Raw genomic sequence first — 21,472 nt, 5'->3', positions numbered from 1 at the left:
CTGCGGGGGAGCCAGCGGAGGTCGTCGACCTCGTCGTTGGGCTCGAACTCGCCGCCGACCGCCTGCATCACCCAGTAGTCGACCCGCTTGAGCCCCTCGACGACCGGATAGCTGGTGCGAAGGGTGCGCCGGCCGACCACGACCGCGAGGCCGGTCTCCTCGCCCACCTCCCGCACGGCGGCGGTCAGCGGGTGCTCACCGCGGTCGAGCTTGCCCTTGGGCAGCGACCAGTCGTCGTAGCGCGGCCGGTGCGCGACGGCGACCTCCGGCCCACCGCCGTCCTCCCGTGGGCGCCAGACCACGCCACCGGCGGCGATGACGGTGTGGCGGGGCTCAGCCAGCGTGCTCACCGACCTGCGCCAGGCGCTGTGCCTGGTAGTCGGTCTCGCCGGTGCGGGTCCAGCCCCCGTCCCCGCCGAGCTGCCAGCTGCGGACATCGGAGGCCATGGCGTCGTCGAACATCCGGGCGAGCTGGCGGCGCGCGCCCTCGTCGCAGATCCGCAGCAGGACCTCGACGCGACGGTCCAGGTTGCGGTGCATGAGGTCGGCGCTGCCCAGCCACCACTCCCGGTCGCCGTCGTTCTCGAACGCCATGACCCGCGAGTGCTCGAGGAACCGGCCCACGATCGAGCGCGCCCTGATCGTCTCGGAGAGGCCGGGGACGCCCGGACGCAGCGCGCAGATGCCGCGGATGAAGAGCTCGACCGGCACACCCGCGGCGGACGCCTCGTAGAGCGCGTCGATGATCCGCTCGTCGACCAGGGAGTTGAGCTTGAACCGGATGCCGGACGGCCTGCCCTCGGCGGCGTGCCGGGCCTCCCGGCGGATCTTCTCGATCAGCCCCGCCCGGATGCCGTGCGGGGCGACCATGAGCATCCGGTAGTTGGTCTGCCGCGAGTACCCGGTCAGGGTGTTGAACAGGTCGGTCAGGTCGGCCCCGACGCGCGGGTCGGCGGTGAGGATGCCGAGGTCCTCGTAGATGCGGGCGGTCTTCGGGTTGTAGTTGCCCGTCCCGATGTGGCAGTACCGGCGCAGCACACCGTGCTCCCGGCGGACCACCAGAGCCGTCTTGCAGTGCGTCTTCAGGCCCACCAGCCCGTACACGACGTGGCAGCCGGCCCGCTCCAGCGACCGGGCCCAGGTGATGTTGGCCTCCTCGTCGAAGCGGGCCTTGATCTCCACGAGCACGACGACCTGCTTGCCGGCCTCGGCAGCCTCGATGAGGGCGTGCACGATCGGCGAGTCGCCGGAGGTGCGGTAGAGGGTCTGCTTGATCGCCAGGACGTTCGGATCCGCGGCCGCCTGCTCGATGAACCGCTGCACGCTGGTCGCGAACGAGTCGTAGGGGTGGTGGACGAGGACGTCGCCCTCGCGCAGGGTGGCGAAGACGCTCTTGGGCGTCTCGCCCTCCGACAGCCGCGGATGCGTGGCCGGCACGAACGGCTCGTCCTTGAGCTCCGGCTTGTCCAGGTCGTACAGCGCGATGAACGCCGCGAGGTCCAGCGGCCCGGGGACGGTGACCACGTCCTCCGTGCTGATCTCGAGCTCGGAGATCAGCACCTCCAGGATCTGCGGGTCCATGGAGTCGGTGACCTCCAGGCGCACCGCCGGGCCGAACCGGCGGCGGGCCAGTTCGCGCTCGAGTGCCTGCAGGAGGTCCTCGTCGCGGTCCTCCTCGACCTCGAGGTCGGCGTTGCGGGTGACCCGGAACAGGTGGTGGTCCAGGACGTCCAGGCCGGGGAAGAGCTGCGGCAGGTGCGCGGAGATGAGGTCCTCGAGCAGGAGGAACGTCGTCGTGCCGGCGGCGCCGACCGGGATGAACCGGGGCACGTTGTTGGGCACCTTGAGCCGGGCGAAGCGTGGGTTGCCGGTGTCGGGATCGCGCACCGAGACGGCGAGGTTGAGCGACAGCCCGCTGATGTAGGGGAAGGGGTGTGCGGGGTCGACCGCCAGCGGGGTGAGGACCGGGAACACCTGGTCGCGGAAGTACTCCCGCAGCCGTCGGGCGTCGTCGTCGGCGAGGTCGGCCCAGTGCACGATCCGGACGCCGACGTCCTCCAGCCGCGGGGCGACGTCCTTGATGAAGACGTCGGCGTGCCGCTGGACGAGCTCCTGGGTCCGCTCGGTGATCAGTTCCAGCTGCTCGCGGATCGTGAGGCCGTCGGGGGACCGGACGGAGAGCCCGGTCGTCTGCCGGCGCTTGAGCCCGGCGATGCGGACCATGAAGAACTCGTCGAGGTTGCTGGCGAAGATGGCGAGGAACTTCACCCGCTCCAGCAGCGGCGGTTCCGTGTCCTCGGCGAGTTCGAGCACCCGTGCGTTGAAGTCCAGCCAGGAGAGCTCCCGGTTGAGGAAGCGGTCGGAGGGCAGGGCTCGGGGCGGGCTCTCGGAGGGCACGGGGCCATCGTGCCGCACCGACGTGAACGGCGAGTGGTCAACTGCGGCCGCGGCCGGGGTCAGCGCGTCAGGCGCTGCACGACGGCCGTGGTGCGCGGCCCGGCGCCGAGACCGAGGGCCGCCCGCAGGTCGGCCTCGGTGTCCACGTCGCGCACCAGCCCGGGCCAGCTGCCCGCCAGCGCGACCGCCCCGCCGGTGCGGTGTGCCTCGGCCGAGCCGGGGCCGAAACGAGGCCGCAGGTCGGTGCCGACAGCGGTCAGCAACGTCGTCCCGGTGCCCTGGGCGTCGGCGACGAACGCGCGAGCCGTACCCGCCGCGGCGTCCAGCGCGGCGGCGAGCTCATCGGGCCGCAGCGCCGGCAGGTCGGAGGAGAGTGCTGCGACCGCCGGTCCCGGGACCGTGCGTGCCCCGTGCTCGAGCGCGGGGTTGAGCCCGCGGTCGGGCTCGTCGGCGACGGTCGTGGCACCGAGCGCGCGGACCACGTCGGTCGCGTCCGGGTCGTCGGTGACCACCACGACCGCCTCGACCACGGAGCACGCGATCGCCGCGTCGACCGTGTCGGCCAGCAGCGCCAGGACCAGCTCGCGGTGGGCGGCTCCCGCATCGTGCCGCTCCGCGGTCAGCGGACGCAGCCGCGTCTTGGCGACGTCGAGCCGCTTGGCGGGGACGACGACGGACCAGGGGGCACGGACCCATGTCAGCACACCTGGTCCGGCCCGCCGCCCACACGGGGGACCCCGGTGCGCGTCGGGGGACGTGGAGGGTCGATCATGGGCAGGATCACAGGGATGACGGGAGGCCAGCCGGTGGGGGAGCAGACGTCCTCGGGCCAGGCGGGAGCGCGGGCTTCCGCGGTCGCGCGGCGCGTCCGGACGCACCCGGCGAAGTGGCGCACCCGCGGGCGGCTGACGTACGGCATGGTCGCCGCCATCGTCGTGATCTACCCGGTGTCCTCGCTCATGTTCCGGCTGCGCTACCGCCACGGCGGCCGGTTGCCGGCGAACGGCCCCGTCCTGCTCGTCGCGAACCACATCTCGATCCTCGACCCGCTCGCCTGCGCGCGGCTGGTGTTCGACAACGGGCGGCTGCCGCACTTCCTGGCCAAGGAGTCGGTGTTCACCGGCTTCGCCGGCACCCTGCTGCGCAGCGCGGGCCAGATCCCCGTCGCGCGCTTCTCCGATTCGGCGCACGAGGCGCTGGAGGCGGCGACGGCCGACCTGGACGCCGGCAACGTCGTCGTGATCTACCCGGAGGGCTCGGTCACCCGGGATCCGGACTGGTGGCCCATGCAGTCCCGCACGGGTGTTGCCAGGCTGGCCCTGACCACCGACGCGGTCGTCCTCCCGGTGGCCCAGTGGGGCCCCCAGGAGGTGCACGACTACCACCGCCGGCAGCTGCGGCTGCGCTTCCGGGCGCCCGCCGACTACCTGGTCGGCGAGCCGGTGGACCTCGCCGACCAACGGTCCCGCGTGCGGGCCGGGCATCCGCTGACCGCCGAACTGCTGAGGGAGACGACCGACCTGATCATGACCCGCGTGCGCGAGGGACTGGCCGAGCTCCGGGACGAGCCCGCACCGCCGACCTTCCACCCACGTCCGCGCCGCGAGCTGCCCGGCGACGTCTCCGGGAGCGCGGCATGACGCGCGCCGCGGTCCTCGGGGCCGGGTCGTGGGGGACGACGTTCGCGAAGGTCCTCGCCGACGCCGGGTGCGACGTGGCGCTGCACGCGCGGCGCCCGGAGCTGGCGAAGGCCATCACGGAGGACGGCGAGAACCGGGACTACCTGCCCGGTGTGCGGCTGCCGACCGCGGTCCGCGCGACGGCGGATCCGGCCGAGGCGCTGCTCGACGCCGACGTCGTCGTCCTCGCCGTCCCCTCGCAGTCGCTGCGCGGGAACCTCACCGACTGGGGTCCGCTGCTGCCCGGCGACGCCACGCTGCTCTCGCTGATGAAGGGCATCGAGTTGGGGACCACCAAGCGGATGAGCGAGGTGATCTGCGAGGTCACCGGGGCCGGCACCGACCGCGTCGCGGTGCTCTCCGGCCCGAACCTGGCCCGGGAGATCGCCGAGGAGCAGCCCGCCGCGACCGTCATCGCCTGCCCCGACGCCGAGCGGGCCGGCCGGCTCCAGGCCGCCTGTCACACGCCCTACTTCCGGCCGTACACCAACCCCGACATGGTGGGCTGCGAGCTCGGCGGGGCGGTCAAGAACGTCATCGCCCTTGCCTGCGGGATCGCGGAGGGGCTCGGCTTCGGCGACAACACCCGCGCCTCCCTGATCACCCGCGGGCTGGCCGAGACGGCGCGGCTGGGCATGGCGCTCGGCGCGGAGCTGACCACGTTCGCCGGGCTCGCCGGGCTGGGCGACCTGGTGGCCACCTGCAGCTCGCCGCTGTCCCGCAACCGAACCTTCGGGGAGAAGCTGGGCCGTGGGATGTCGGTCGTCGAGGTGCAGGAGAGCACCCGGCAGACGGCGGAGGGCGTGAAGAGCTGCCGCTCGGTGCTCGACCTCGCCCGGGCCCACGGCATCGACGTGCCGATCACCGAGGCCGTCGTGCGCGTCTGCCACGAGGGTGAGGCCCCGGGGCAGATGGTGCGGGAAATCATGTCCCGCGAGGCGAAGCCGGAATGAGGTCGTCCGCCTCCTGGGGCGACGGGACCCGGTCGGTCCGGGCCGGGGAGGGAGAACCGGTCGCCGGGGCCCCGCTGCGGCCCTCGCCGGTGTTCGCCGCGCCTTTCCACCTCGCCGACCTGCCGCCGAGAGCGGGTGGTGCGGACGCCTACGCCCGCACCGAGCAGCCGACGCTGCGCGACTTCGAGTCCGCCGTCGGCGAGCTGGACGGCGGCCGGTGCCTGTCCTTCGCCACCGGGATGGCCGCGCTCACGGCCGCCGTGCTCTCCTGCGCCGGCTCCGGGGACCGGGTGGTGCTGCCGTCGGACGGCTACTACACGACCCGTCTGCTCGGAGGCGAGGAGCTCGCGCGGTTCGGGATCGACGTCGAGTACGTGCCGACGACCGGCGTCGAGGCGTTCGCCGCCGACGGCGGGCTGGACGGCGTCCGGCTGATCCTGCTGGAGACCCCCAGCAATCCGCAGCTCGACGTCTGCGACATCGCCGCGGTGGCCCGCGCGGCCCGCACCGAGGGCACGTTGGTGGCGGTCGACAACACGACCGCCACGCCGCTCGGGCAGCGCCCGCTGGAGCTGGGCGCGCACATGACCGTCGGCAGCGACACCAAGGCGCTCACCGGGCACAGCGACCTGCTCCTCGGCCACGTCACCACGGCCGACGAGGAGCTCTTCGCGCGGGTCAAGGGCTTCCGCGACCGGACGGGCAGCACGCCCGGCCCCTTCGAGGCGTGGCTGGGCCACCGCTCGATGAGCACGCTGGACCTGCGGCTGGCCCGTCAGGCCACCAACGCGGCCGCGGTCGCGGAGGTGCTGGCCGGCGCCCCGGCGGTCACCGGCGTCCGGTGGCCGTGGCGGGCGGCGGACCCGTCGTTCGAGCTCGCCTCCCGGCAGATGCTGCGCCCCAACGGTGTGGTCTCCGCCGAGCTGCCCGACGCCGACGCGGTGGCCCGGCTGCTCGCCGGAACCCGGCTCTGGACGGCGGCCACCAGCTTCGGCGGCGTGCACAGCTCGATCGACCGGCGGGCGCAGTGGGGCGCGGACGCGGTCGCTCCCGGCTTCGTGCGGCTTTCGTGCGGCATCGAGGACACCGCCGACCTGGTCGAGGACCTGTCAGTCGCCCTGGCTGCCCTCGACTGAGCGGGCCACCCGGCGGGCGTGCGCGCCACGGGCCGTCATCCACAGGCTGAGCCCGTAGTAGTAGGCGATGTAGCCCAGGGACAGCCCGATCACCCAGGGGTTCGGGTCGGGCAGCTGGACGACGAGGACCGCGTAGGTGACCAGCCAGACGAGGGTGAGGGTGAGCGTCAGGCCCTGCAGGGCCCGCGTGCGGGAGGGTACAGGTAGCGGATCGGCACGAAGACCAGGACCGCGAAGACGACGATCGTGACCCCGGTCACCAGATCGCTGACGTCGAGCACGATCACGTAGAACGCGACGATGTTCCAGTAGCTGGGAAACCCCAGGAAGAAGTGGTCGGACGTCTTCGCGTCCACCCGGCAGAACTGGTAGCACGACGCCAGGAGCGGCAGGGACGCGAGGACCCAGCCGAGCGCACCTCCGGGGAAGTAGCCGGTGGTCCACAGCAGGACGACCGGGGCGAAGACGTAGGTGAGGTAGTCGACGATGTCGTCCATTCGGGCGCCGTCGAACCAGGGGATCGTCTCCTTCACGCGGAACCGGCGAGCCAGCATCCCGTCGGTGCCGTCGATGAACAACGTGGCCAGGCCGAGCCAGAGGGCCGCCTCCACGTCGCCCTCGAAGGCCGCCAGGACGATCAGCAGGCCCAGGACGGAGCCACTGGCGGTGTAGAGGTGCACGGCCGCGCCCGCCAGCCGCAGTCCCACGGGGAACCGGGGGGCGACGCGTCGGTCTCCGTCGCCACGGCGTTCTCGTGCACGCGACGAGGTTGTCACACCCGCTCCACTAGGGTCGCGGTGATGAGCGGGATGGCGGGGCAGGGATCGGACGGCGCGGGGTCGGGCAAGCTGCGGATCGCGGTCGTGTTCGGGGCCGCAGCGCCGAGCACGCGATCTCCTGCGTCTCGGCGGGGAGCGTGATCGCCGCCCTCGACACCGAGCGCTACGAGGTCGTGCGGGTCGGCATCACCCCGGACGGCGGCTGGGTGCTGGCCGATCCCGACCAGCGCCTGGCGATCGCCGACGGGAAGCTGCCCGAGGTCACCGGCGGCACCGCCGTCTCCCTCGTCGGCGACCCGGCCGCCCGGGGGCTCGCGGTGCTCGACCCCGGAACCGCGGTGGGGCCGGCGCTCACCGGCGTCGACGTCGTCTTCCCGGTGCTGCACGGCGCCTACGGCGAGGACGGGACGATCCAGGGCCTGCTCGAGATGGCCGGGCTGCCCTACGTCGGGTCCGGTGTGTTCGCCAGCGCCGCCTCGATGGACAAGGAGTTCACCAAGAAGCTGCTGGCCGCGGCCGGGCTGCCGCAGGGGACCACGTCGTCCTGCGGGACGCCACCGGGGCGATCAGCGCCGACCCCGGGCTGCTGGACGAGGTGGCCCGGGAGTGGCTGGGCCTGCCGGTCTTCGTGAAGCCCTCGCGGGCCGGGTCGAGCATCGGCATCACGAAGGTCACCGACTGGGCGCAGTTCCCCGAGGCGGTCGCCACGGCCGCGGCCGTCGATCCGAAGGTGATCGTGGAGGCCTCCGTCCCCGGCCGGGAGATCGAGTGCGGCGTGCTCGCCGGCGCGGGCGGCGGCCTGCCGGAGGCCAGCCTCCCGGCCGAGATCCGGCTGCGTCCGGGTGTCGACTGGTACGACTTCTCGGCCAAGTACCTCGACGATTCCGTGGATTTCGACGTCCCGGCCGAGCTGACCCCGGAGCAGACCGCCGCGGTGCAGGAGGCATCGGTGCGGGCCTACCAGGCGATGGACTGCCAAGGGCTGGCGCGGGTCGACTTCTTCCTGGGCACCGCCCCGACGGCGCGGAGCGCCTGGTCATCAACGAGGTGAACACGATGCCCGGCTTCACCCCGATCTCGATGTTCCCGCGCATGTGGGCGGCCAGCGGCGTCGCCTACCCCGAGCTCGTGGACCGGCTGGTGCGGTCCGCAGTGGACGGCGGCTCCCGGATCGCTCGGTGATCCCCGGGCGGCGGCCCCGGCTCCGCCGGGGAGCCGTCCTGCTCGCCGTGCTGCCGTGCGTCCTGACCCTGACGGGCTGCACCCGCGCGGTCGACGGCGTGCCCACGGCCGGAGCGGCGCAGGCGCTCCCGGCGTCCCCGAGGAGCTGGAACCGCTGCTCGTGACCGAGGTGCCCTCCGGTCTGACCCGGCTCGCGGACGACGCGCTCGAGCCACCGGCCGGGGCCAAGCGCGTCGAGGACGTCGCGGCCTATGCCGACGACCCGGTGCGCGAGCGCGAGGTGCTCGAGGACTACGGCTACCGGTTCGGCTGGGAGCGGTTCTGGGGTGCCGGCCCGGCCGTCATGACCGGCGTCTTCGTGGACCAGTTCGAGACGAGGTCCGGGGCGTCGGCCTACGCCGAGGACCTCGCCCGCAACGACGCGGCCCACTACGCGGGCACCCTCGACGAGGACCCGCGTGGCCTGCCGGGAGGCTGCCGGCTGCTGTCGGTGGAGGATCCGGAGACGGGGCGCGGGCTGACGGGCCCGGCCAGCTTCGTCTGGTGCGGCCACGGGGTGTTCAGCGTGGGGGTGACCGCCGTGGCCGATTCGGTCGAGGCCGCCGAGGAGGAGGTGCGTGCCGTCCTGGCCGAGCAGCTCGACCGGCTGCCGCCGACGTGAGGCACGCATCACTCTGCGGGGTCGGGCTCCTGGTACGGCAGCGCCGCGGCGATCTGCGGCGTGAGCGCGGTGACCGGGGCGCTGTCCACGGCCGGCGGCAGGGTGATCTCCACGTACACCGGGCGGTCGACGGTCGTCCACACCGTCGCATCGGGGTCGGAGGTGTCCACGTACCACTGGACCCCGTTGATCTGGATCGCGGAGACGCCGGCGACGAAGCCGGCGGGACGGTCGACACCGCAGACCAGGACGATCGCCGGGTCGCCCCAGGCGTAGGCGTAGGGCGTGTCCGAGTCCACCCGCCGGGACGGTTCACCGGCCAGCTCCAGCGGCAGGGTCCCCATCAGGGCGGGGCAGTTGGCGTCCGCCTCGGGGGTCGCCGGCGGCACCTCGACGGGGAGGACGGGGAGGTCCTCCCGCTGCGCCGGGGCACCGCCGTCGATGGCCGCCGGGCGGTCGTCGTCGCCGCCGAGGACGTTCGCCAGCACGACCAACGCGACGACGACGGGCACCAGGACGGCGGTCGCGATCAGCGCGATCCGCCGCAACGGGTCCTCCGGCGGGGCCCCGGGGGTGGGACGTCGTCGGTCAGGGAGCTGCCTCAGGAGGCACTCAGATGTTCACGACCGGACAGGTGAGCGTCCGGGTGATGCCGTCGACCGACTGGACGCGGGCCACGACCAGGCGGCCGAGCTCGTCGACCGACTCGGCCTCGGCCCGGACGATCACGTCGTACGGGCCGGTGACATCCTCGGCCTTGGTCACCCCGACGATCTCGCCGATCGTCGCTGCTACCTGGGCGGCCTTGCCGACTTCGGTCTGGATGAGGATGTAGGCGTGGACCACGGGAGACCCCTTCTCGGGCAACACTGCCTCGGGCAACACTGCCGGTTCGTCGTCCCCGCCGGGTGGCGGTCAGTTCGGGAACCTACCTCAGCACCGGAAGGGAACCGATGACTCGCCCCCGCCCGCTCGTTCCCAAGGGCGACCCCGCCGACACCGTGAAGGTGGTCGGGGAGTTCGGGGTGATCGACCGCGTGCTCGCCCAGGCCGGTACCGCGCGCGTCGCCCAGGTGGGCCCCGGGGACGACGCCGCCGTCCTCCGCACCCCGGACCGGCGGGTGGTCGCGACCACCGACGTCCTCGTGGAGGGCCGGCACTTCCGGCGCGACTGGTCCTCGGCCGAGGACATCGGGCACAAGGCGGCGGCAGCCAACCTGGCCGACGTGGCGGCCATGGGCGGGGTGGCGACGGCGCTGCTGGTCGGCCTCGCGTGCCCCTCGTCCACGCAGACGGCCTGGCTGGAGGGCGTGGCGGCCGGGCTGGCGGCGGAGTGCGCCCCGCTGGGCGCGGCGGTCGTGGGCGGTGACCTGGTCGCCTCGGCCGCCGACAGCGCGTCGGTCGTCCTCTCCGTGACCGCGCTGGGCGACCTCGGGGGCGTGCCCCGGTTCTGCGTTCGGGCGCACGGGCGGGGGACGTCGTCGCGCTGGCCGGCCGTCTGGGCTGGTCGGCCAGCGGTCTCGCCGTCCTGCGCCGGGGGTTCAGCAGCCCGATCGCGGTGGTGGCGGCGCACCGGCGGCCGACCCCGCCGTACGCGGCCGGCCCCGGCGCGGCCGAGGCCGGGGCCACGGCGATGTGCGACGTCAGCGACGGCCTGCTCGCCGACCTCGGGCACATCGCCTCCGCCAGCACGGTGGTCATCGACATCGACCGGGCCGCGCTCGTCCGCGCCTGCCTGGACGACGCCGCGCCGCTGCAGCAGGTCGGCTCGGCGCTGGGGGTCGACCCGCTGGCCTGGGTGCTCACCGGTGGTGAGGACCATGCCCTGGTGGCCACCTTCCCGGCCCGGGCCGCCCTGCCCGTGGGGTGGACCCCCATCGGTCGGGTGCGCAAGGGGCGGGCGGCCGGTGTCCTGGTCGACGGGCAGCCCGCCGGGGACGTCGCCCGCGCGGTCGGTGCGGAAGGATCGGGGCATGTGCACTTCGGCTAACCGGGCGGCTCCGGCACACGGGGGCACGAGCGGCGAACGGCCCGCCCGGAGCGAGGGGGTGCTGCGGGACGGGACGGTGGCGACGCTGCGCGCGCTGCCCTACGACGACCCGCTGGCCCAGTACCTGGTGGAGGCCGTCCAGCAGGAGTACGTGCAGCGCTACGGCGGCCGGGACGCCTCCGTGGTGGACCCCGCGGAGTTCCTGCCGCCGCGGGGCATCTTCCTGGTCGTCGAGGTGGACGGCGTCCCCGCCGGGTGCGGTGCGTGGCGGGCGCTGCCGGCGGGCGTGGCCGAGATGAAGCGGGTGTACGTCGAGCCGGCCTTCCGGCGGCGCGGCGTGGCCCGGCTGGTGGTCGCGGCCCTGGAGCAGGGCGCCGCCGCGGCGGGCTACCCGCAGATGGTCCTCAACTCGGGCCAGGAGCAGCCCGAGGCGCTCAGGCTGTACGCCGGACTGGGCTACCGCCCGGTGCCCGGGTACGGCGTCTACGCGTGCGCACCCGAGGCCGTCTTCCTGGGCCGGTCGCTGACCACCCGGGACGAGGACGAGGAGCCGTCGTGGGCGTCGTGACCATCTCGGCTGCCTACGGGGCGGCCGGGGCCGAGGTGGCGCCGGCCGTGGCGCGCCTGCTGGGCCTGCCCTTCCACGACCGGGCGATCCCCGCCCAGGTCGCGGGGCGGCTCGGCGTACCGGTCGAGGAGGCCGAGGCCAACGACGAGACCGTGGTGCGGGGCATCTGGCGCCTGGTGGCGTCGCTGGGCACCATGCCGGACCCGGTAGGGGAGTCCTGCCGACCTCGGCCCTGCCGGACGCGCGGGCCTACCGGGAGCAGACCGAGCGCGTGCTGTCCGACATCGCCTCCGGCGACGGGGGAGTGGTCCTGGGCCGGGCCGGCGCGATGGTGCTGCGCGACCGCCCCGACGTCCTGCACGTGCGCCTCGACGGACCTCGCGAGCGACGGTTCGAGGCGGCCGTCGCGCGGTCGGGGCGCTCGCCGGAGGAGGTGCTGCGCGAGATGGAGGCCAACGACCGCTCCCGGGAGGCCTACGTGCGGCACTTCTACCGCTGCGATCCGGCCGATGCGCGGCACTACCACCTGGTGGTCGACGGAACGGCGCTGCCGGTGCAGACCGTCGTCGACCTCGTGGTGACCGCGGCACGGGCGCGGGGGATCGGCGCGGTCGGGACCTGAGTCGTCGCTGCACAGTCCCCCGCTCCGGTCCCGCCGTCCTCACCCCTGGAGTCGCGTCCTCACGGTGCAGCGCAAGGATGGCGAGCCGACGGTGAGTCCGGCGCAGGCGTCTCCGCCTCGTGCGCACACGAAGAAGCCCGGAGGTCGGTGACCTCCGGGCTTCTCTGGTTCAGCGCACGCCTGGATCAGGCGCGCACGACCTTGCCGGCGCGGATGCACGAGGTGCACGCGTTGATCCGGCGACGGTTGCCGGGGCGATCAGCGCCCGCACGGACTGGATGTTCGGGTTCCACCGGCGCGGCGTGCGGCGGTGCGAGTGCGACACCGACATACCGAAACCGGGGCCCTTGCCACACACATCGCACACGGCAGCCACGGTTGAATCACTCCCAGAGAATCGTTCACAGACGGCGGGGCAAGGCAGCACCCGCAGCAAGACCGTCCAGCAGTCTAACCGCTCGCGGCCGCCCGTGTTGCCGGCCCCTCCCGGAGCGTCCCGGACGGGTGTCCTCTCCCGTCTGACGCCCGATCCTGTCCCTTCCCACAGGTACCCTCCGGCCGTGGTGGAGGCGCTGGACGACGCCGCGGTCGGGCAGTGGCACCGGACCGCGGTCGAGGTCCTGTCCGAGGCCCGCGGCCGGCTGGACGACCTCAACGTCTTCCCCGTGCCCGACGGCGACACGGGCACCAACCTCCTCCTCACCGCCCAGGCCGCCGTCGCGGCGCTCGATGCGGAGGCTCTGCGCACGACCGAGTCCGCCTGGTCGGTCCTCGCCCGGGGAGCGGTCCTCGGTGCACGGGGCAACTCCGGCACCATCCTGGCCCAGCTCCTGCGCGGCCTGGCCGACCAGCTCGCCGGGCAGTCCCCTGCTGACGGTCCGGCCTTCGCGGCCGCGCTGCAGAAGGCCGCCGACTCCGCGTACGGCGCGGTGGCCGATCCCGAGGAAGGCACCTTCCTCACCGTCGCGCGCGCCGCGGGCGAGGCGGCCGTCGCGGCGGTCGACGCGGGGCGGACGGAGCTCGCCGACGTCGTCGGTGCCGCTGCCGACGGGGCGTGGGCAGCCCTCGAGGCCACCCCCGGCCAGTTGGCGGTCCTGCGCGAGGCCGGGGTGGTCGACGCCGGTGGCGCCGGCCTCTGCCTGGTCCTCGATGCCCTGGTGACGACGGTGACCGGCGTCGAGCCGGCCCGCCCCCGCTGGCCCGCCGCGACCACGGCCACACGCGGGGCCATGCGCACTCCGGGGAGCACCTCCCGCACGCGCCGCCGGCCGGCCCGGGCAGCGAGGTGCAGTTCCTGCTCGCCGACGCCGACGAGGACGCCGTGGCCCGGCTGCACGAGCGGCTGGCAGCTCTCGGCGACAGCCTCGTCGTCGTCGGCGTCGACACCCCGACCGGCCGGGAGTGGAACGTCCACGTGCACTGCGCCGACGTCGGCGCAGCGATCGAGGCAGGCATCGAGGCGGGGCGCCCGCACCGCATCTCGGTGACCCCGCTCGCTCCCGTCCAGCCGACGGCTCCTCGCCCGGGCACCCGTGCGGTGGTGGCCGTCGTCTCCAGCGAGGGGCTGGCTGCCCTGTTCGGCGGCGAGGGCGTCCGGGTGGTCACCTGCGGCCCCGAGGGCGTGCAGGAGGACGACGTCCTGGAGGGGTGCTCGGCTCGACCGCCCACGAGGTCGTCGTGCTGCCCAACGACGCCGCGCTCCTCCCCGTCGCGGCACGGGCGGCCACCCGTGCCCGTGAGGCCGGCCGGGAGGTCGGCGTGGTCCCCACCCGGTCCCCGGTCCAGGGCCTGGCCGCCATCGCGGTGTCCGACCCGGCGCGCCGGTTCGGCGACGACGTCATCGCCATGGCCGAGGCCGCGGCAGCGACCCGCTGGGCCGAGGTCACCGTCGCCGAGCAGGAGGCCCTGACGTCGGCGGGCCGGTGCCAGCCCGGCGACGCGCTCGGTTCCGCCGAGGGCGACGTCGTCGTCATCGGCAGCGAGCTGGCCGGCGTCGCGTGCGAGCTGCTCGACCGCCTGCTGTCCGCGGGCGGCGAACTGGCCACGCTGCTCGTGGGCGAGGACGCCGAGCTCGGCGACACCGTCTGCCGGCACCTGGCCCGGGCCCACCCCACCATCGAGGTGAGCCGGTACGGGGCGGCCCCGTGCACGTCCCCCTGCAGATCGGGGTCGAGTAGCGCCATGCGGGTGAACACATGGCGGTGACCCTCGAGACCCCGCTCTCCCGGGTGCTCGGCCCGAAGACGGCGACGAGCATGGCCGAGCAGCTCGCCCTGCACACGGTCCGCGACCTGCTGCGCCACTACCCCCGCCGCTACGCCAGCCGCGGCGAGCAGGCAGATCTCGCCGACGTCCAGGTCGGCGACCGCGTCACGGTCCTGGCGCAGGTCCGCAGCGTCACCACCCGCCCGATGCGCAACCGCCGGGGCAGCCTCACCGAGGTCGTCGTCGGTGACGGCAGCGGCCGGATGAAGTTGGTCTTCTTCAACCACCGGCACGCCGCGCTCAAGGTCGACGCCTGGGGGATGTTCGCCGGGACGGTGGGGAGTACCGCGGCGAGAAGCAGTTCGCCCACCCGGACTTGCACCTGCTGGACGGCGACAGCGGCGAGGACGACTGGGCCCGCGCGCTCATCCCGATCTACCCGGCGAGCAAGGACGTCTCCAGCTGGGTCATCCAGAAGTCGGTGAAGCTGCTGCTGGGTCCCGCCGGCAACCTCGCCGGCCTGGTCGAGGACCCGTTGCCGGAGGAGATGCGCAGGCGGCACGGGATCCTCCCGCTGGCCGCGGCCCTCCTCGACATCCACCGCCCCACCACCATGGACGACGTCGAGCGCGCGGCACACCGGCTGAAGTGGGACGAGGCGCTGATCCTCCAGCTCACCCTCGCGGCCCGTCGTCGCGCTGCGGCACTCGAGCCGGGCCGGGCCCGGCCGCGGCGCACCGGCGGCCTGCTCGACGCGGTCGACGCCGCCCTGCCCTTCGCGCTGACCGACGGCCAGCGCGCGGTGGGGATGAGCTGGCCGCGGAGCTGGACCGCGATCAGCCGATGCACCGGTTGCTGCAGGGGAGGTCGGCTCCGGCAAGACGGTCGTCGCGCTGCGCGCCATGGCCCAGGTCGTCGACGCCGGCGGCCAGGCCGCGCTGCTGGCGCCCACCGAGGTGCTGGCCGCTCAGCACGCCCGCGGCATCCGGCAGCTGCTCGGTCCGCTGGGCCGGGCCGGGGAGATCGACGGCGACCCGGCCGGCACCCGGGTCACGCTGCTCACCGGCTCGCTCAAGGCGGCCGCGAAGCGGGAGGCCCGCGCGGAGGTGGCCGAGGGCCGCGCCGGCATCGTCATCGGGACGCACGCGCTGCTGCAGGAGGGGTGGACTTCGCCGATCTCGGTCTGGTGGTGGTCGACGAGCAGCACCGCTTCGGCGTGGAGCAGCGCGACGCCCTGCGCGCCAAGGGCGCCCGCCCGCCGCACGTCCTGGTCATGACGGCCACGCCGATCCCGCGGACCGTCGCGATGACGGTCTACGGCGACCTCGAGATCTCGACCCTCCGCCAGCTGCCCAGCGGCCGTGGCGGGGTGTCGAGCTCGGTGGTGCCGGTGAGGGAGAAGCGGGCGTGGCTCGACCGCGCCTGGGAGCGGCTGCGCGAGGAGGTCGCCGCCGGCCGCCAGGCCTACGTGGTCTGCCCGCGGATCGGCGAGGAGGCCGGCGCCGACGACGAACCCGAGGACGTCGACGGCGCCCCCGAGGACGAGCCGACGAGCGACCGGCGCCCGCCCTGGCCGTCCTCGACATCGCCGAGCTGCTGCGCAGCGGCCCGCTGGCGGGGCTCCGGCTCGACGTGCTGCACGGCCGGCTGACGCCGGAGGAGAAGGACGCCCGCATGCGCGCCTTCGCCGACCGCGAGATCGACGTCCTGGTGGCGACCACGGTGGTCGAGGTCGGCGTGGACGTCCCCAACGCCACGGTCATGGTCGTCATGGACGCCGACCGTTTCGGCGTCAGCCAGCTGCACCAGCTGCGCGGCCGGGTCGCCCGCGGCCGGCACGCCGGGCTCTGCCTGCTGGTCACCGATGCGCCCTCCGCCTCGCCGACCGGTCAGCGACTCGCCGCCGTCGCCGCGACCTCGGACGGCTTCGAGCTGGCCCGGCTGGACCTGGAGACCCGGCGCGAGGGGACATCCTCGGCGCCGCCCAGTCGGGACGACGCTCGGGTGTGCGGATGCTGTCGCTGCTGGAGGACGAGGAGCTGATCGCCGCCGCCCGGGCCGAGGCCACGGCGCTGCTGGAGACCGAACGCGGTCTGGCCGACCACCCCGGTCTCGCCGCCGAGGTCGCCCGGCTGGCCACCGACGAACGTGCCGACTACCTGGAGAAGGCGTGAGAAAGGACCACCCTTCCCCCACGCCTCGCAGGCTCGGCGCGGGCCCCTGGAGGATGGCCGTTCCATCCGGTCGGGCAGCCTCTGGACGGGGCCATGACGAGACTCATCTCGGGGACCGCCGGTGGACGTCGGCTCAAGGTCCCGAAAGCCGGTGTCCGGCCCACCGGCGACAAGGCGCGCGAGGCGCTGTTCAACGCGCTCGGGCACCTGACCGACCTCCGCGGCGCCGCCGTCCTGGACCTCTACGCGGGCACCGGGGCGCTGGGCCTCGAAGCACTCTCCCGCGGGGCCGGGACCGTCGTCTTCGTCGAGTCCTCCCCGGCGGTGCTGCCCGTCCTCAAGGAGAACCTGGCGGCCGTGGGGCTGCCGGGCGGACGGGTGGTGAAGGGTTCCGTGCCCACGGTCGTGGCAGGCACGCCGCCTGCGGCGTTCGACGTCGTCCTGGCCGACCCGCCCTACGACACCCCGGTCGACGAGGTGCTCACCGTGCTCGGAGCGCTGGTGAGCGGCGGGTGGCTGGCGCCCGAGGCCGTCGTCGTGGTCGAGCGCAGCAGCCGCGAGGAGCCCTGGGAGTGGCCGACACCGCTGATCGGGTTGCGCGACCGCCGCTACGGGGAGGCCCAGCTCCGGTACGGTCGCTCCCCGTGAGACGTGCTGTGTGCCCGGGCTCCTTCGACCCGGTGACCAACGGGCACGTCGACGTCATCACCCGGGCCGCAGGCCTCTACGACGAGCTCGTCGTCGCCGTCCTGGTCAACCCCGGCAAGGCCGGGCTGTTCTCCGTCACCGAGCGCATGGAGCTCCTGCGCGAGTCGGTCGCCGACCTGCCCAACGTGACCGTCGACAGCTTCGAGGGCCTGCTCGTCGACTACTGCCGCGCCCACGACATCCCGGTGATCGTCAAGGGGCTGCGCGCGGTGAGCGACTTCGAGTACGAGCTGCAGATGGCCCAGATGAACCGTGAGCTGGCCGCGGTGGAGACGCTGTTCGTCCCCACCGCCCCGCAGGTCGGCCACCTGTCGTCGAGCCTGGTCAAGCAGATCGCGACGTTCGGCGGCGACGTCTCCCGGCTGGTGCCCAAGGTCGTCGACGACCGGCTCCGCGAGCGCACGCGGCGAGAGGGCCCCCGTGACCGAGGTGGTCTACCGGCTGTACGAGACCGTCGACGAGCTGACGACGGTCATCGAGAACGCCCGCAGCGTCCCGATGTCGGGCTCGTGCATGGTGCCGCGCGACCACCTGCTGGACCTGCTCGACGACCTGCGCGAGTCGTTGCCCGAGGACGTGCAGGCCGCCGGCGCGATCGTCGAGCAGCGCACCGAGATCCTCCAGCAGGCCCAGGCCGAGGCGGAGCGGCTCACCGGCCGGACCCGGGGAGAGCGAGCAGCTGCTGGACTCTGCGCGGCGGCAGCGCGACGAACTGCTCGGCACCGCACGCCGCCAGCGCGACGAGCTGCTCGCCGCAGCCCAGGCCGACGCCGACGACATCCTCGCCGAGGCCGAGGCGGAGGCCGAGCGGCTGGTCGCGGAGGGCATGGCCCACCGAGAGGCGCTGCTGGGCGACGCCCAGGCGCAGCACGCCCAGATCATCGCGGCCGCGCACGCCGAGCACGAGCGGCTGATCACCGAGACCGAGGTATACCGCGGCGCCGTGTCCCGCGCCGACGAGCTGGGCGCCCAGGCGCACGCCGACGCCGCGCGCACGCGCGCCGAGGTCGACCAGTACGTCGACAGCCGCCTCGCGGACTTCGAGACGACCCTCGAGCACATGCTCCTCTCGGTGGAGAAGGCCCGGACGACGCTGCGCGAACCCTGAGCCGGGACTGGCCCCGCTGAGCCGCTGCGCTCCCCGACGGCCCGATCCGCTCATCGGGTAGTCTCGATCCCTGGTCCGGCCGCCGCTCGTTCCATCGCACGTGGTCCCGGCCGCCCTTTCCCCACTGCCTACCGCGAGTACTGACATGTCTGCCGCTCCTCCGCTCCGCTCAGGCGCCGCGTCCTCCGGCCTCCGGCCGCACGACGCCCGGCGTCCCGCAGCCAACCCCTGGCGCGTGGACCTCCGCGAGCTCGGTCGTCGCGCGGGATCGATGCAGGAACTCGACCGCACGGCCCCCGCGCCCGAGGACTGGCGGGTGGAGCTGATCGGCGTCCCCGCCGGACACGACGTGCACCTGCGGCTGCGGCTGGAGTCGGTCATGGAGGGCGTGCTCGTCAGCGGTGAGATCGACGCACCGGTCACCGGCTCCTGCGCCCGCTGCCTCGAGCCGATCGAGGACACCATCTCCCTCGACGTCCAGGAGCTGTACGCCTACGAGGGCAGCACCACCGAGGCGACCAGCGAGGAGGACGAGGTCCGCCGCATCGAGGGCGACTACCTCGACCTCGAGCCGCTCGCCCGGGACACCATCGTCCTGGCGCTGCCCCTGGCGCCGGTCTGCACCGAGGACTGCGCCGGCCTGTGCGCCGGATGCGGCCAGCGGCTCGACGACCTGCCCGACGACCACGCGCACGAGATCGTCGACGCCCGCTGGGCCGGTCTCGCCGCGAAGTTCGGCACCCCCACGTCCTCGCCGGGCGCCCCGGCGAGAGCCCCACCACCGAGGAGAACTGACCGTGGCTGTCCCGAAGCGGAAGATGTCCCGCGCCAACACCCGTTCGCGCCGTTCGATGTGGAAGGCGACCGCGCCGACCCTGTCGCCGTGCCCGAACCGCGCCTGCGGCGAGCTCAAGCCCCCGCACCAGGCGTGCCCGACCTGCGGCCAGTACGACGGCCGCCAGGTTCTCTCGGTCTGATCGCGGCGATCCACGGTGGGCACGGTCGCCGGGGCGCGCTCCTCCGGGAGCGTGGCTGACGGCCGTCCACCGGGCGGTCCCGAGCACGCCGAGCGGTCCGCGGCCTGGCTCCGCGACGCGCTCGGCGTCGAGCTGCCCGACGGGCTGCTCGGACTGGCGCTCACCCACCGGTCCTTCGCGTACGAGAACGGCGGGCTGCCGACCAACGAACGCCTGGAGTTCCTGGGCGACTCGGTGCTCGGGCTGGTCGTCACCGACGAGCTCTACCGCAGCCAGCCGGACCTCCCCGAGGGCCAGCTGGCCAAGCTGCGTGCCTCGGTGGTCAACATGACCTCCTCGCCGGCGTCGCCCGACGGCTCGGCGACGGTGGCGTGGGGCCCCATCTGCTGCTCGGCCGGGGCGAGGAGACCACCGGCGGCCGGGAGAAGGACTCGATCCTCGCCGACGCCGTCGAGGCCCTCATCGGAGCCGTACACCTCGGCTGCGGCCTGGACAGCGCCGCCGCCATCGTCCACCGGCTCTTCGACCCCATGCTGGTCGAGGCCGCGACCCGCGGCGCCGGCCTGGACTGGAAGACCAGCCTCCAGGAGCTGGGCGCCGCCCGCGGACTGGGTGCGCCCAGCTACCAGGTGGTGGACGAGGGTCCCGACCACGCCAAGACCTTCGCCGCCTCGGTGCTCCTCGCGGGCACCGTCTACGGAAGGGCAGCGGCCGGACCAAGAAGGCCGCCGAACAGGAGGCCGCCGAGGCGGCCTGGCGGGCGCTCACGACGGAGGTCTGACGACGTGCCGGAGCTTCCCGAGGTCGAGGTGGTGCGGCGGGGCCTGGAGCAGTGGGTGGCCGGGCGCACGGTCGCCACGGTCGAGGTGCATCACCCGCGGGCGGTCCGCCGGCACCTCGAGGGCGCCGACCACTTCGTCGCGGCGCTGACCGGGCGCACGCTCACCGCCGCACACCGTCGCGGCAAGTACCTGTGGCTGCCGGTGGCCGAGCCGGACGGGGCGCCGTCAGGCCGCTCGCTGGTCGCCCACCTGGGCATGAGCGGGCAACTGCTGGTGGAGAAGCGCACCCAGCCGGACGAGACGCACCTGCGCGCCCGCTTCACCTTCACCGACGGCGGCCGCGAGCTGCGCTTCGTGGACCAGCGCACCTTCGGCGGGCTGGCCGTGGAGGAGAGCGGGCCGGACGGGGTCATCCCGCCTCGCCTGGCACACATCGCCATCGACCCCTCGATGAGGCGTTCGACGTAGAGGCCTTCACCGCGGCCCTCCGACGGCGGCGCACCGAGGTCAAGCGGGCGCTGCTGGACCAGACGCTCATCGGGGGCGTCGGCAACATCTACGCCGACGAGGCGCTGTGGCGGGCCCGGCTGCACGGTGCCCGCCCGACGGACAAGCTGACCCGCGCCCAGGTCGCCGACCTCCTCGACGGCGTCCGCGACGTGCTGGGGAGGCGCTGGCGCAGGGCGGTACGTCGTTCGACTCGCTCTACGTGGACGTCAACGGGCAGAGCGGCTACTTCTCCCGCTTCCTCGCCGTCTACGGGCAGTCCGACCGGCCCTGTCCCCGCTGCGGGACCTCCATCCGCCGGGAGTCGTTCATGAACCGCTCCAGCTACAGCTGCCCGCAGTGCCAGCCACGCCCGCGAGCGCGGCGGGCATGAGCCGCCGGGCGGTGGCCCTGGTCTCGGGGCACGTGCAGGGGTGGGCTACCGCTGGTTCGTCCGGGGGCTGGCCGGCGACGCGGATCTGGCGGGCTACGCGCGCAATCTGCCCGACGGCCGCGTCGAGGTGGCGCTCGACGGCGACGACGACGCGGTGGCCGCTGTCCTGGCCGCGCTCGACGGTCCCCGCGCCCCCGGTGCCGTGGCCGCCGTGGACGTGCGGGACGAGCCGGTTCGAGGTGGATCGACGTTCACCACGGAGTGACGAACGCGACATCCACCCGACACGGGGAGTAGGCACACTTCGCGTTGACCTGCGTGTCGGGGCCTGTCACCCTGGGGATACCACAGCTCGCGCCGACCGTCACCCGGGGCGCCGGGCTCACCTCCTCGCTCGGAAAGGCCCGTGCAGTCATGGCCAAGGCCCTGTTCGGTCACGTCGTAGCACCCGCGGAACTCCGAGTGGTCGAGGAGAACGCGATCCTGCGGGCCAAGGTGCGACGGCTGGAGCGGGAACTCGAGGAGCTGCGCGCGCAGCGCGACGCCGCCATCGCCCACGAGCTGCTGTCGATGGCCGGCGAGAACGCCGAGCCCGCGCTCGCCTAACTAGCGGGTCCCGGTACCGAACCCCTCCGTCACACCGGCACCAATACCCGGCGGATCCCGGATCC

The 21,472-nt window shown here is 74.0% G+C and carries 30 protein-coding genes and 9 pseudogenes; 31 read left to right on the top strand and 8 right to left on the bottom strand.

The window, feature by feature from the left end; translation table 11 throughout:
* Positions 1-62 precede the first annotated feature (62 nt).
* The 3 genes and pseudogenes from U6N30_RS21880 to cofC form a co-directional block, all read right to left on the bottom strand.
* A pseudogene (locus U6N30_RS21880) lies at positions 63-437 on the bottom strand (NUDIX hydrolase); the annotation flags it as partial.
* Entirely contained in the window at positions 334-2,397 is a 2,064-nt protein-coding gene (locus U6N30_RS21875) for an RNA degradosome polyphosphate kinase (RefSeq protein ID WP_324273950.1), read from the bottom strand. The pseudogene U6N30_RS21880 and the gene U6N30_RS21875, both read right to left, overlap by 104 nt.
* Before the next feature lie 59 nt (positions 2,398-2,456).
* Positions 2,457-3,101 (bottom strand): 2-phospho-L-lactate guanylyltransferase, encoded by a 645-nt coding sequence (gene cofC / locus U6N30_RS21870; RefSeq protein WP_324273949.1) that lies wholly within the window; start codon positions 3,099-3,101, stop codon positions 2,457-2,459.
* A gap of 66 nt (positions 3,102-3,167) precedes the next feature.
* Between cofC and U6N30_RS21865 the strand changes: the two genes are divergently transcribed.
* Genes U6N30_RS21865 through U6N30_RS21855 form a run of 3 tightly spaced genes read left to right on the top strand, consistent with a single transcriptional unit; the run spans position 3,168 to position 6,165 of the window.
* On the top strand, positions 3,168-4,037 hold the full coding sequence (locus U6N30_RS21865) for a lysophospholipid acyltransferase family protein (RefSeq protein WP_324273948.1): 870 nt from the start codon (positions 3,168-3,170) through the stop codon (positions 4,035-4,037).
* Positions 4,034-5,029: an NAD(P)H-dependent glycerol-3-phosphate dehydrogenase gene (locus tag U6N30_RS21860; protein ID WP_324273947.1), complete on the top strand. Its 996-nt coding sequence runs from the start codon at positions 4,034-4,036 to the stop codon at positions 5,027-5,029. Before U6N30_RS21865 ends, U6N30_RS21860 begins: the two co-directional genes overlap by 4 nt.
* Positions 5,026-6,165 (top strand): cystathionine gamma-lyase, encoded by a 1,140-nt coding sequence (locus tag U6N30_RS21855; RefSeq protein WP_324273946.1) that lies wholly within the window; start codon positions 5,026-5,028, stop codon positions 6,163-6,165. The genes U6N30_RS21860 and U6N30_RS21855 overlap by 4 nt, the downstream gene beginning before the upstream one ends.
* Before the next feature lie 167 nt (positions 6,166-6,332).
* Here the strand turns inward: U6N30_RS21855 and U6N30_RS21850 are convergent, their stop codons facing one another.
* The gene (locus tag U6N30_RS21850; RefSeq protein WP_324273945.1) at positions 6,333-6,872 is read right to left on the bottom strand and encodes a CDP-alcohol phosphatidyltransferase family protein; all 540 of its coding nucleotides are present in this window, start codon (positions 6,870-6,872) and stop codon (positions 6,333-6,335) included.
* 190 nt (positions 6,873-7,062) lie between these two features.
* On the opposite strand from U6N30_RS21850, the gene U6N30_RS35655 reads away from it, so the two are divergent.
* From U6N30_RS35655 to U6N30_RS21825, 4 genes are read left to right on the top strand one after another with little or no spacing between them, the layout of a single operon-like run.
* Positions 7,063-7,995 carry a D-alanine--D-alanine ligase gene (locus U6N30_RS35655; RefSeq protein WP_479690624.1) on the top strand — a complete coding sequence of 311 codons (933 nt, stop codon included), beginning with the start codon at positions 7,063-7,065 and terminating at the stop codon, positions 7,993-7,995.
* A gap of 5 nt (positions 7,996-8,000) precedes the next feature.
* Positions 8,001-8,126 carry a hypothetical protein gene (locus tag U6N30_RS21835; protein ID WP_422678136.1) on the top strand — a complete coding sequence of 42 codons (126 nt, stop codon included), beginning with the start codon at positions 8,001-8,003 and terminating at the stop codon, positions 8,124-8,126.
* Complete coding sequence (locus tag U6N30_RS21830; protein WP_324273941.1) at positions 8,123-8,290, top strand: hypothetical protein; 168 nt, start codon at positions 8,123-8,125, stop codon at positions 8,288-8,290. Before U6N30_RS21835 ends, U6N30_RS21830 begins: the two co-directional genes overlap by 4 nt.
* A complete protein-coding gene (locus U6N30_RS21825) occupies positions 8,287-8,787 on the top strand; it encodes a hypothetical protein (protein ID WP_324273940.1) in 501 nt (166 codons plus the stop codon). Before U6N30_RS21830 ends, U6N30_RS21825 begins: the two co-directional genes overlap by 4 nt.
* A gap of 8 nt (positions 8,788-8,795) precedes the next feature.
* Here the strand turns inward: U6N30_RS21825 and U6N30_RS21820 are convergent, their stop codons facing one another.
* Positions 8,796-9,335: a DUF3515 domain-containing protein gene (locus U6N30_RS21820; protein WP_324273939.1), complete on the bottom strand. Its 540-nt coding sequence runs from the start codon at positions 9,333-9,335 to the stop codon at positions 8,796-8,798.
* 64 nt (positions 9,336-9,399) lie between these two features.
* Positions 9,400-9,633, bottom strand: coding sequence for an Lrp/AsnC ligand binding domain-containing protein (locus tag U6N30_RS21815; protein ID WP_324273938.1), 234 nt, complete (start codon positions 9,631-9,633; stop codon positions 9,400-9,402).
* Between the two features lie 107 nt (positions 9,634-9,740).
* On the opposite strand from U6N30_RS21815, the pseudogene U6N30_RS21810 reads away from it, so the two are divergent.
* The 5 genes and pseudogenes from U6N30_RS21810 to U6N30_RS21790 form a co-directional block, all read left to right on the top strand.
* Positions 9,741-10,154: pseudogene (locus U6N30_RS21810) on the top strand (thiamine-phosphate kinase); the annotation flags it as partial.
* An 83-nt stretch (positions 10,155-10,237) separates the two neighbouring features.
* Positions 10,238-10,777: an AIR synthase-related protein gene (locus U6N30_RS21805; protein WP_324278408.1), complete on the top strand. Its 540-nt coding sequence runs from the start codon at positions 10,238-10,240 to the stop codon at positions 10,775-10,777.
* Between the two features lie 58 nt (positions 10,778-10,835).
* Entirely contained in the window at positions 10,836-11,345 is a 510-nt protein-coding gene (locus U6N30_RS21800; protein WP_324278407.1) for a GNAT family N-acetyltransferase, read from the top strand.
* Positions 11,267-11,455: pseudogene (locus tag U6N30_RS21795) on the top strand (cytidylate kinase family protein); the annotation flags it as partial. The gene U6N30_RS21800 and the pseudogene U6N30_RS21795, both read left to right, overlap by 79 nt.
* A gap of 161 nt (positions 11,456-11,616) precedes the next feature.
* Positions 11,617-11,967, top strand: coding sequence for a cytidylate kinase-like family protein (locus tag U6N30_RS21790; RefSeq protein WP_324273937.1), 351 nt, complete (start codon positions 11,617-11,619; stop codon positions 11,965-11,967).
* A 169-nt stretch (positions 11,968-12,136) separates the two neighbouring features.
* On the opposite strand, the gene U6N30_RS21785 is transcribed toward U6N30_RS21790, so the two are convergent.
* The gene (locus U6N30_RS21785) at positions 12,137-12,298 is read right to left on the bottom strand and encodes a large ribosomal subunit protein bL28 (protein ID WP_479690527.1); all 162 of its coding nucleotides are present in this window, start codon (positions 12,296-12,298) and stop codon (positions 12,137-12,139) included.
* Here U6N30_RS21785 and U6N30_RS21780 point away from each other — a divergent pair.
* The 4 genes and pseudogenes from U6N30_RS21780 to U6N30_RS21765 form a co-directional block, all read left to right on the top strand.
* Positions 12,246-13,067, top strand: a pseudogene (locus tag U6N30_RS21780) (DAK2 domain-containing protein); the annotation flags it as partial. The gene U6N30_RS21785 and the pseudogene U6N30_RS21780 sit on opposite strands and share 53 nt — an antisense overlap.
* Positions 13,022-13,402: pseudogene (locus U6N30_RS21775) on the top strand (hypothetical protein); the annotation flags it as partial. The pseudogenes U6N30_RS21780 and U6N30_RS21775, both read left to right, overlap by 46 nt.
* Before the next feature lie 212 nt (positions 13,403-13,614).
* On the top strand, positions 13,615-14,172 hold the full coding sequence (locus tag U6N30_RS21770) for a hypothetical protein (protein ID WP_324273936.1): 558 nt from the start codon (positions 13,615-13,617) through the stop codon (positions 14,170-14,172).
* The gene (locus U6N30_RS21765) at positions 14,163-14,657 is read left to right on the top strand and encodes a hypothetical protein (protein ID WP_324273935.1); all 495 of its coding nucleotides are present in this window, start codon (positions 14,163-14,165) and stop codon (positions 14,655-14,657) included. Before U6N30_RS21770 ends, U6N30_RS21765 begins: the two co-directional genes overlap by 10 nt.
* Here U6N30_RS21765 and U6N30_RS21760 read toward each other — a convergent pair.
* Positions 14,608-15,021, bottom strand: a complete 414-nt coding sequence (locus U6N30_RS21760) for a hypothetical protein (RefSeq protein ID WP_324273934.1) — start codon at positions 15,019-15,021, stop codon at positions 14,608-14,610. The genes U6N30_RS21765 and U6N30_RS21760 overlap by 50 nt on opposite strands.
* A 14-nt stretch (positions 15,022-15,035) precedes the next feature.
* Between U6N30_RS21760 and U6N30_RS21755 the strand changes: the two are divergent.
* The 15 genes and pseudogenes from U6N30_RS21755 to U6N30_RS21685 form a co-directional block, all read left to right on the top strand.
* Positions 15,036-15,449: pseudogene (locus U6N30_RS21755) on the top strand (DEAD/DEAH box helicase); the annotation flags it as partial.
* Complete coding sequence (locus U6N30_RS21750; RefSeq protein ID WP_324273933.1) at positions 15,359-15,823, top strand: hypothetical protein; 465 nt, start codon at positions 15,359-15,361, stop codon at positions 15,821-15,823. The pseudogene U6N30_RS21755 and the gene U6N30_RS21750, both read left to right, overlap by 91 nt.
* The gene (locus U6N30_RS21745) at positions 15,805-16,215 is read left to right on the top strand and encodes a helicase-related protein (RefSeq protein ID WP_324273932.1); all 411 of its coding nucleotides are present in this window, start codon (positions 15,805-15,807) and stop codon (positions 16,213-16,215) included. Before U6N30_RS21750 ends, U6N30_RS21745 begins: the two co-directional genes overlap by 19 nt.
* Complete coding sequence (locus U6N30_RS21740) at positions 16,185-16,346, top strand: hypothetical protein (protein ID WP_324273931.1); 162 nt, start codon at positions 16,185-16,187, stop codon at positions 16,344-16,346. Before U6N30_RS21745 ends, U6N30_RS21740 begins: the two co-directional genes overlap by 31 nt.
* A gap of 93 nt (positions 16,347-16,439) precedes the next feature.
* Positions 16,440-16,994 (top strand): 16S rRNA (guanine(966)-N(2))-methyltransferase RsmD, encoded by a 555-nt coding sequence (gene rsmD, locus U6N30_RS21735; RefSeq protein ID WP_324273930.1) that lies wholly within the window; start codon positions 16,440-16,442, stop codon positions 16,992-16,994.
* Complete coding sequence (gene coaD, locus U6N30_RS21730) at positions 16,919-17,968, top strand: pantetheine-phosphate adenylyltransferase (protein ID WP_324273929.1); 1,050 nt, start codon at positions 16,919-16,921, stop codon at positions 17,966-17,968. The genes rsmD and coaD overlap by 76 nt, the downstream gene beginning before the upstream one ends.
* Complete coding sequence (locus U6N30_RS21725) at positions 17,881-18,162, top strand: hypothetical protein (RefSeq protein ID WP_324273928.1); 282 nt, start codon at positions 17,881-17,883, stop codon at positions 18,160-18,162. The genes coaD and U6N30_RS21725 overlap by 88 nt, the downstream gene beginning before the upstream one ends.
* Positions 18,163-18,307: 145 nt before the next feature.
* Positions 18,308-18,829, top strand: a pseudogene (locus U6N30_RS21720) (YceD family protein); the annotation flags it as partial.
* A 151-nt stretch (positions 18,830-18,980) separates the two neighbouring features.
* Positions 18,981-19,139 (top strand): 50S ribosomal protein L32, encoded by a 159-nt coding sequence (gene rpmF / locus U6N30_RS21715; protein ID WP_479690623.1) that lies wholly within the window; start codon positions 18,981-18,983, stop codon positions 19,137-19,139.
* 15 nt (positions 19,140-19,154) lie between these two features.
* Positions 19,155-19,597, top strand: a pseudogene (locus U6N30_RS34405) (ribonuclease III family protein); the annotation flags it as partial.
* Positions 19,598-19,669: 72 nt separating this feature from the next.
* Entirely contained in the window at positions 19,670-20,389 is a 720-nt protein-coding gene (locus U6N30_RS21705; RefSeq protein WP_422678135.1) for a DNA-formamidopyrimidine glycosylase family protein, read from the top strand.
* 35 nt (positions 20,390-20,424) lie between these two features.
* Positions 20,425-20,532, top strand: a pseudogene (locus U6N30_RS21700) (bifunctional DNA-formamidopyrimidine glycosylase/DNA-(apurinic or apyrimidinic site) lyase); the annotation flags it as partial.
* Positions 20,533-20,630: 98 nt separating this feature from the next.
* Positions 20,631-20,801: a zinc finger domain-containing protein gene (locus tag U6N30_RS21695; protein WP_324273926.1), complete on the top strand. Its 171-nt coding sequence runs from the start codon at positions 20,631-20,633 to the stop codon at positions 20,799-20,801.
* 40 nt (positions 20,802-20,841) lie between these two features.
* A complete protein-coding gene (locus tag U6N30_RS21690; protein ID WP_324273925.1) occupies positions 20,842-21,066 on the top strand; it encodes an acylphosphatase in 225 nt (74 codons plus the stop codon).
* 149 nt (positions 21,067-21,215) lie between these two features.
* Entirely contained in the window at positions 21,216-21,407 is a 192-nt protein-coding gene (locus tag U6N30_RS21685) for a hypothetical protein (protein ID WP_324273924.1), read from the top strand.
* The last annotated feature ends 65 nt before the right edge of the window (positions 21,408-21,472 follow it).

Source organism: Blastococcus brunescens, from assembly GCF_035320885.1.
Lineage (GTDB): Bacteria > Actinomycetota > Actinomycetes > Mycobacteriales > Geodermatophilaceae > Blastococcus_B > Blastococcus_B brunescens.
This window is presented reverse-complemented; position numbering and strand designations above follow the sequence as displayed.

Excerpts from the sequence above, each read along its gene's own strand:
- U6N30_RS21685 (WP_324273924.1), top strand. The coding sequence starts at position 21,216 with ATGGCCAAGGCCCTGTTCGGTCACGTCGTAGCACCCGCGGAACTCCGA.
- rsmD (WP_324273930.1), top strand. The coding sequence starts at position 16,440 with ATGACGAGACTCATCTCGGGGACCGCCGGTGGACGTCGGCTCAAGGTC.
- U6N30_RS21725 (WP_324273928.1), top strand. The coding sequence starts at position 17,881 with ATGGCCCACCGAGAGGCGCTGCTGGGCGACGCCCAGGCGCAGCACGCC.
- U6N30_RS21785 (WP_479690527.1), bottom strand. The coding sequence starts at position 12,298 with ATGTCGGTGTCGCACTCGCACCGCCGCACGCCGCGCCGGTGGAACCCG.
- U6N30_RS21765 (WP_324273935.1), top strand. The coding sequence starts at position 14,163 with ATGGCGGTGACCCTCGAGACCCCGCTCTCCCGGGTGCTCGGCCCGAAG.
- U6N30_RS21860 (WP_324273947.1), top strand. The coding sequence starts at position 4,034 with ATGACGCGCGCCGCGGTCCTCGGGGCCGGGTCGTGGGGGACGACGTTC.
- U6N30_RS21835 (WP_422678136.1), top strand. The coding sequence starts at position 8,001 with ATGCCCGGCTTCACCCCGATCTCGATGTTCCCGCGCATGTGGGCGGCC.
- rpmF (WP_479690623.1), top strand. The coding sequence starts at position 18,981 with ATGTCCCGCGCCAACACCCGTTCGCGCCGTTCGATGTGGAAGGCGACC.
- U6N30_RS21855 (WP_324273946.1), top strand. The coding sequence starts at position 5,026 with ATGAGGTCGTCCGCCTCCTGGGGCGACGGGACCCGGTCGGTCCGGGCC.
- U6N30_RS21705 (WP_422678135.1), top strand. The coding sequence starts at position 19,670 with ATGCTGGTCGAGGCCGCGACCCGCGGCGCCGGCCTGGACTGGAAGACC.
- U6N30_RS21865 (WP_324273948.1), top strand. The coding sequence starts at position 3,168 with ATGGGCAGGATCACAGGGATGACGGGAGGCCAGCCGGTGGGGGAGCAG.
- U6N30_RS21740 (WP_324273931.1), top strand. The coding sequence starts at position 16,185 with ATGCTGTCGCTGCTGGAGGACGAGGAGCTGATCGCCGCCGCCCGGGCC.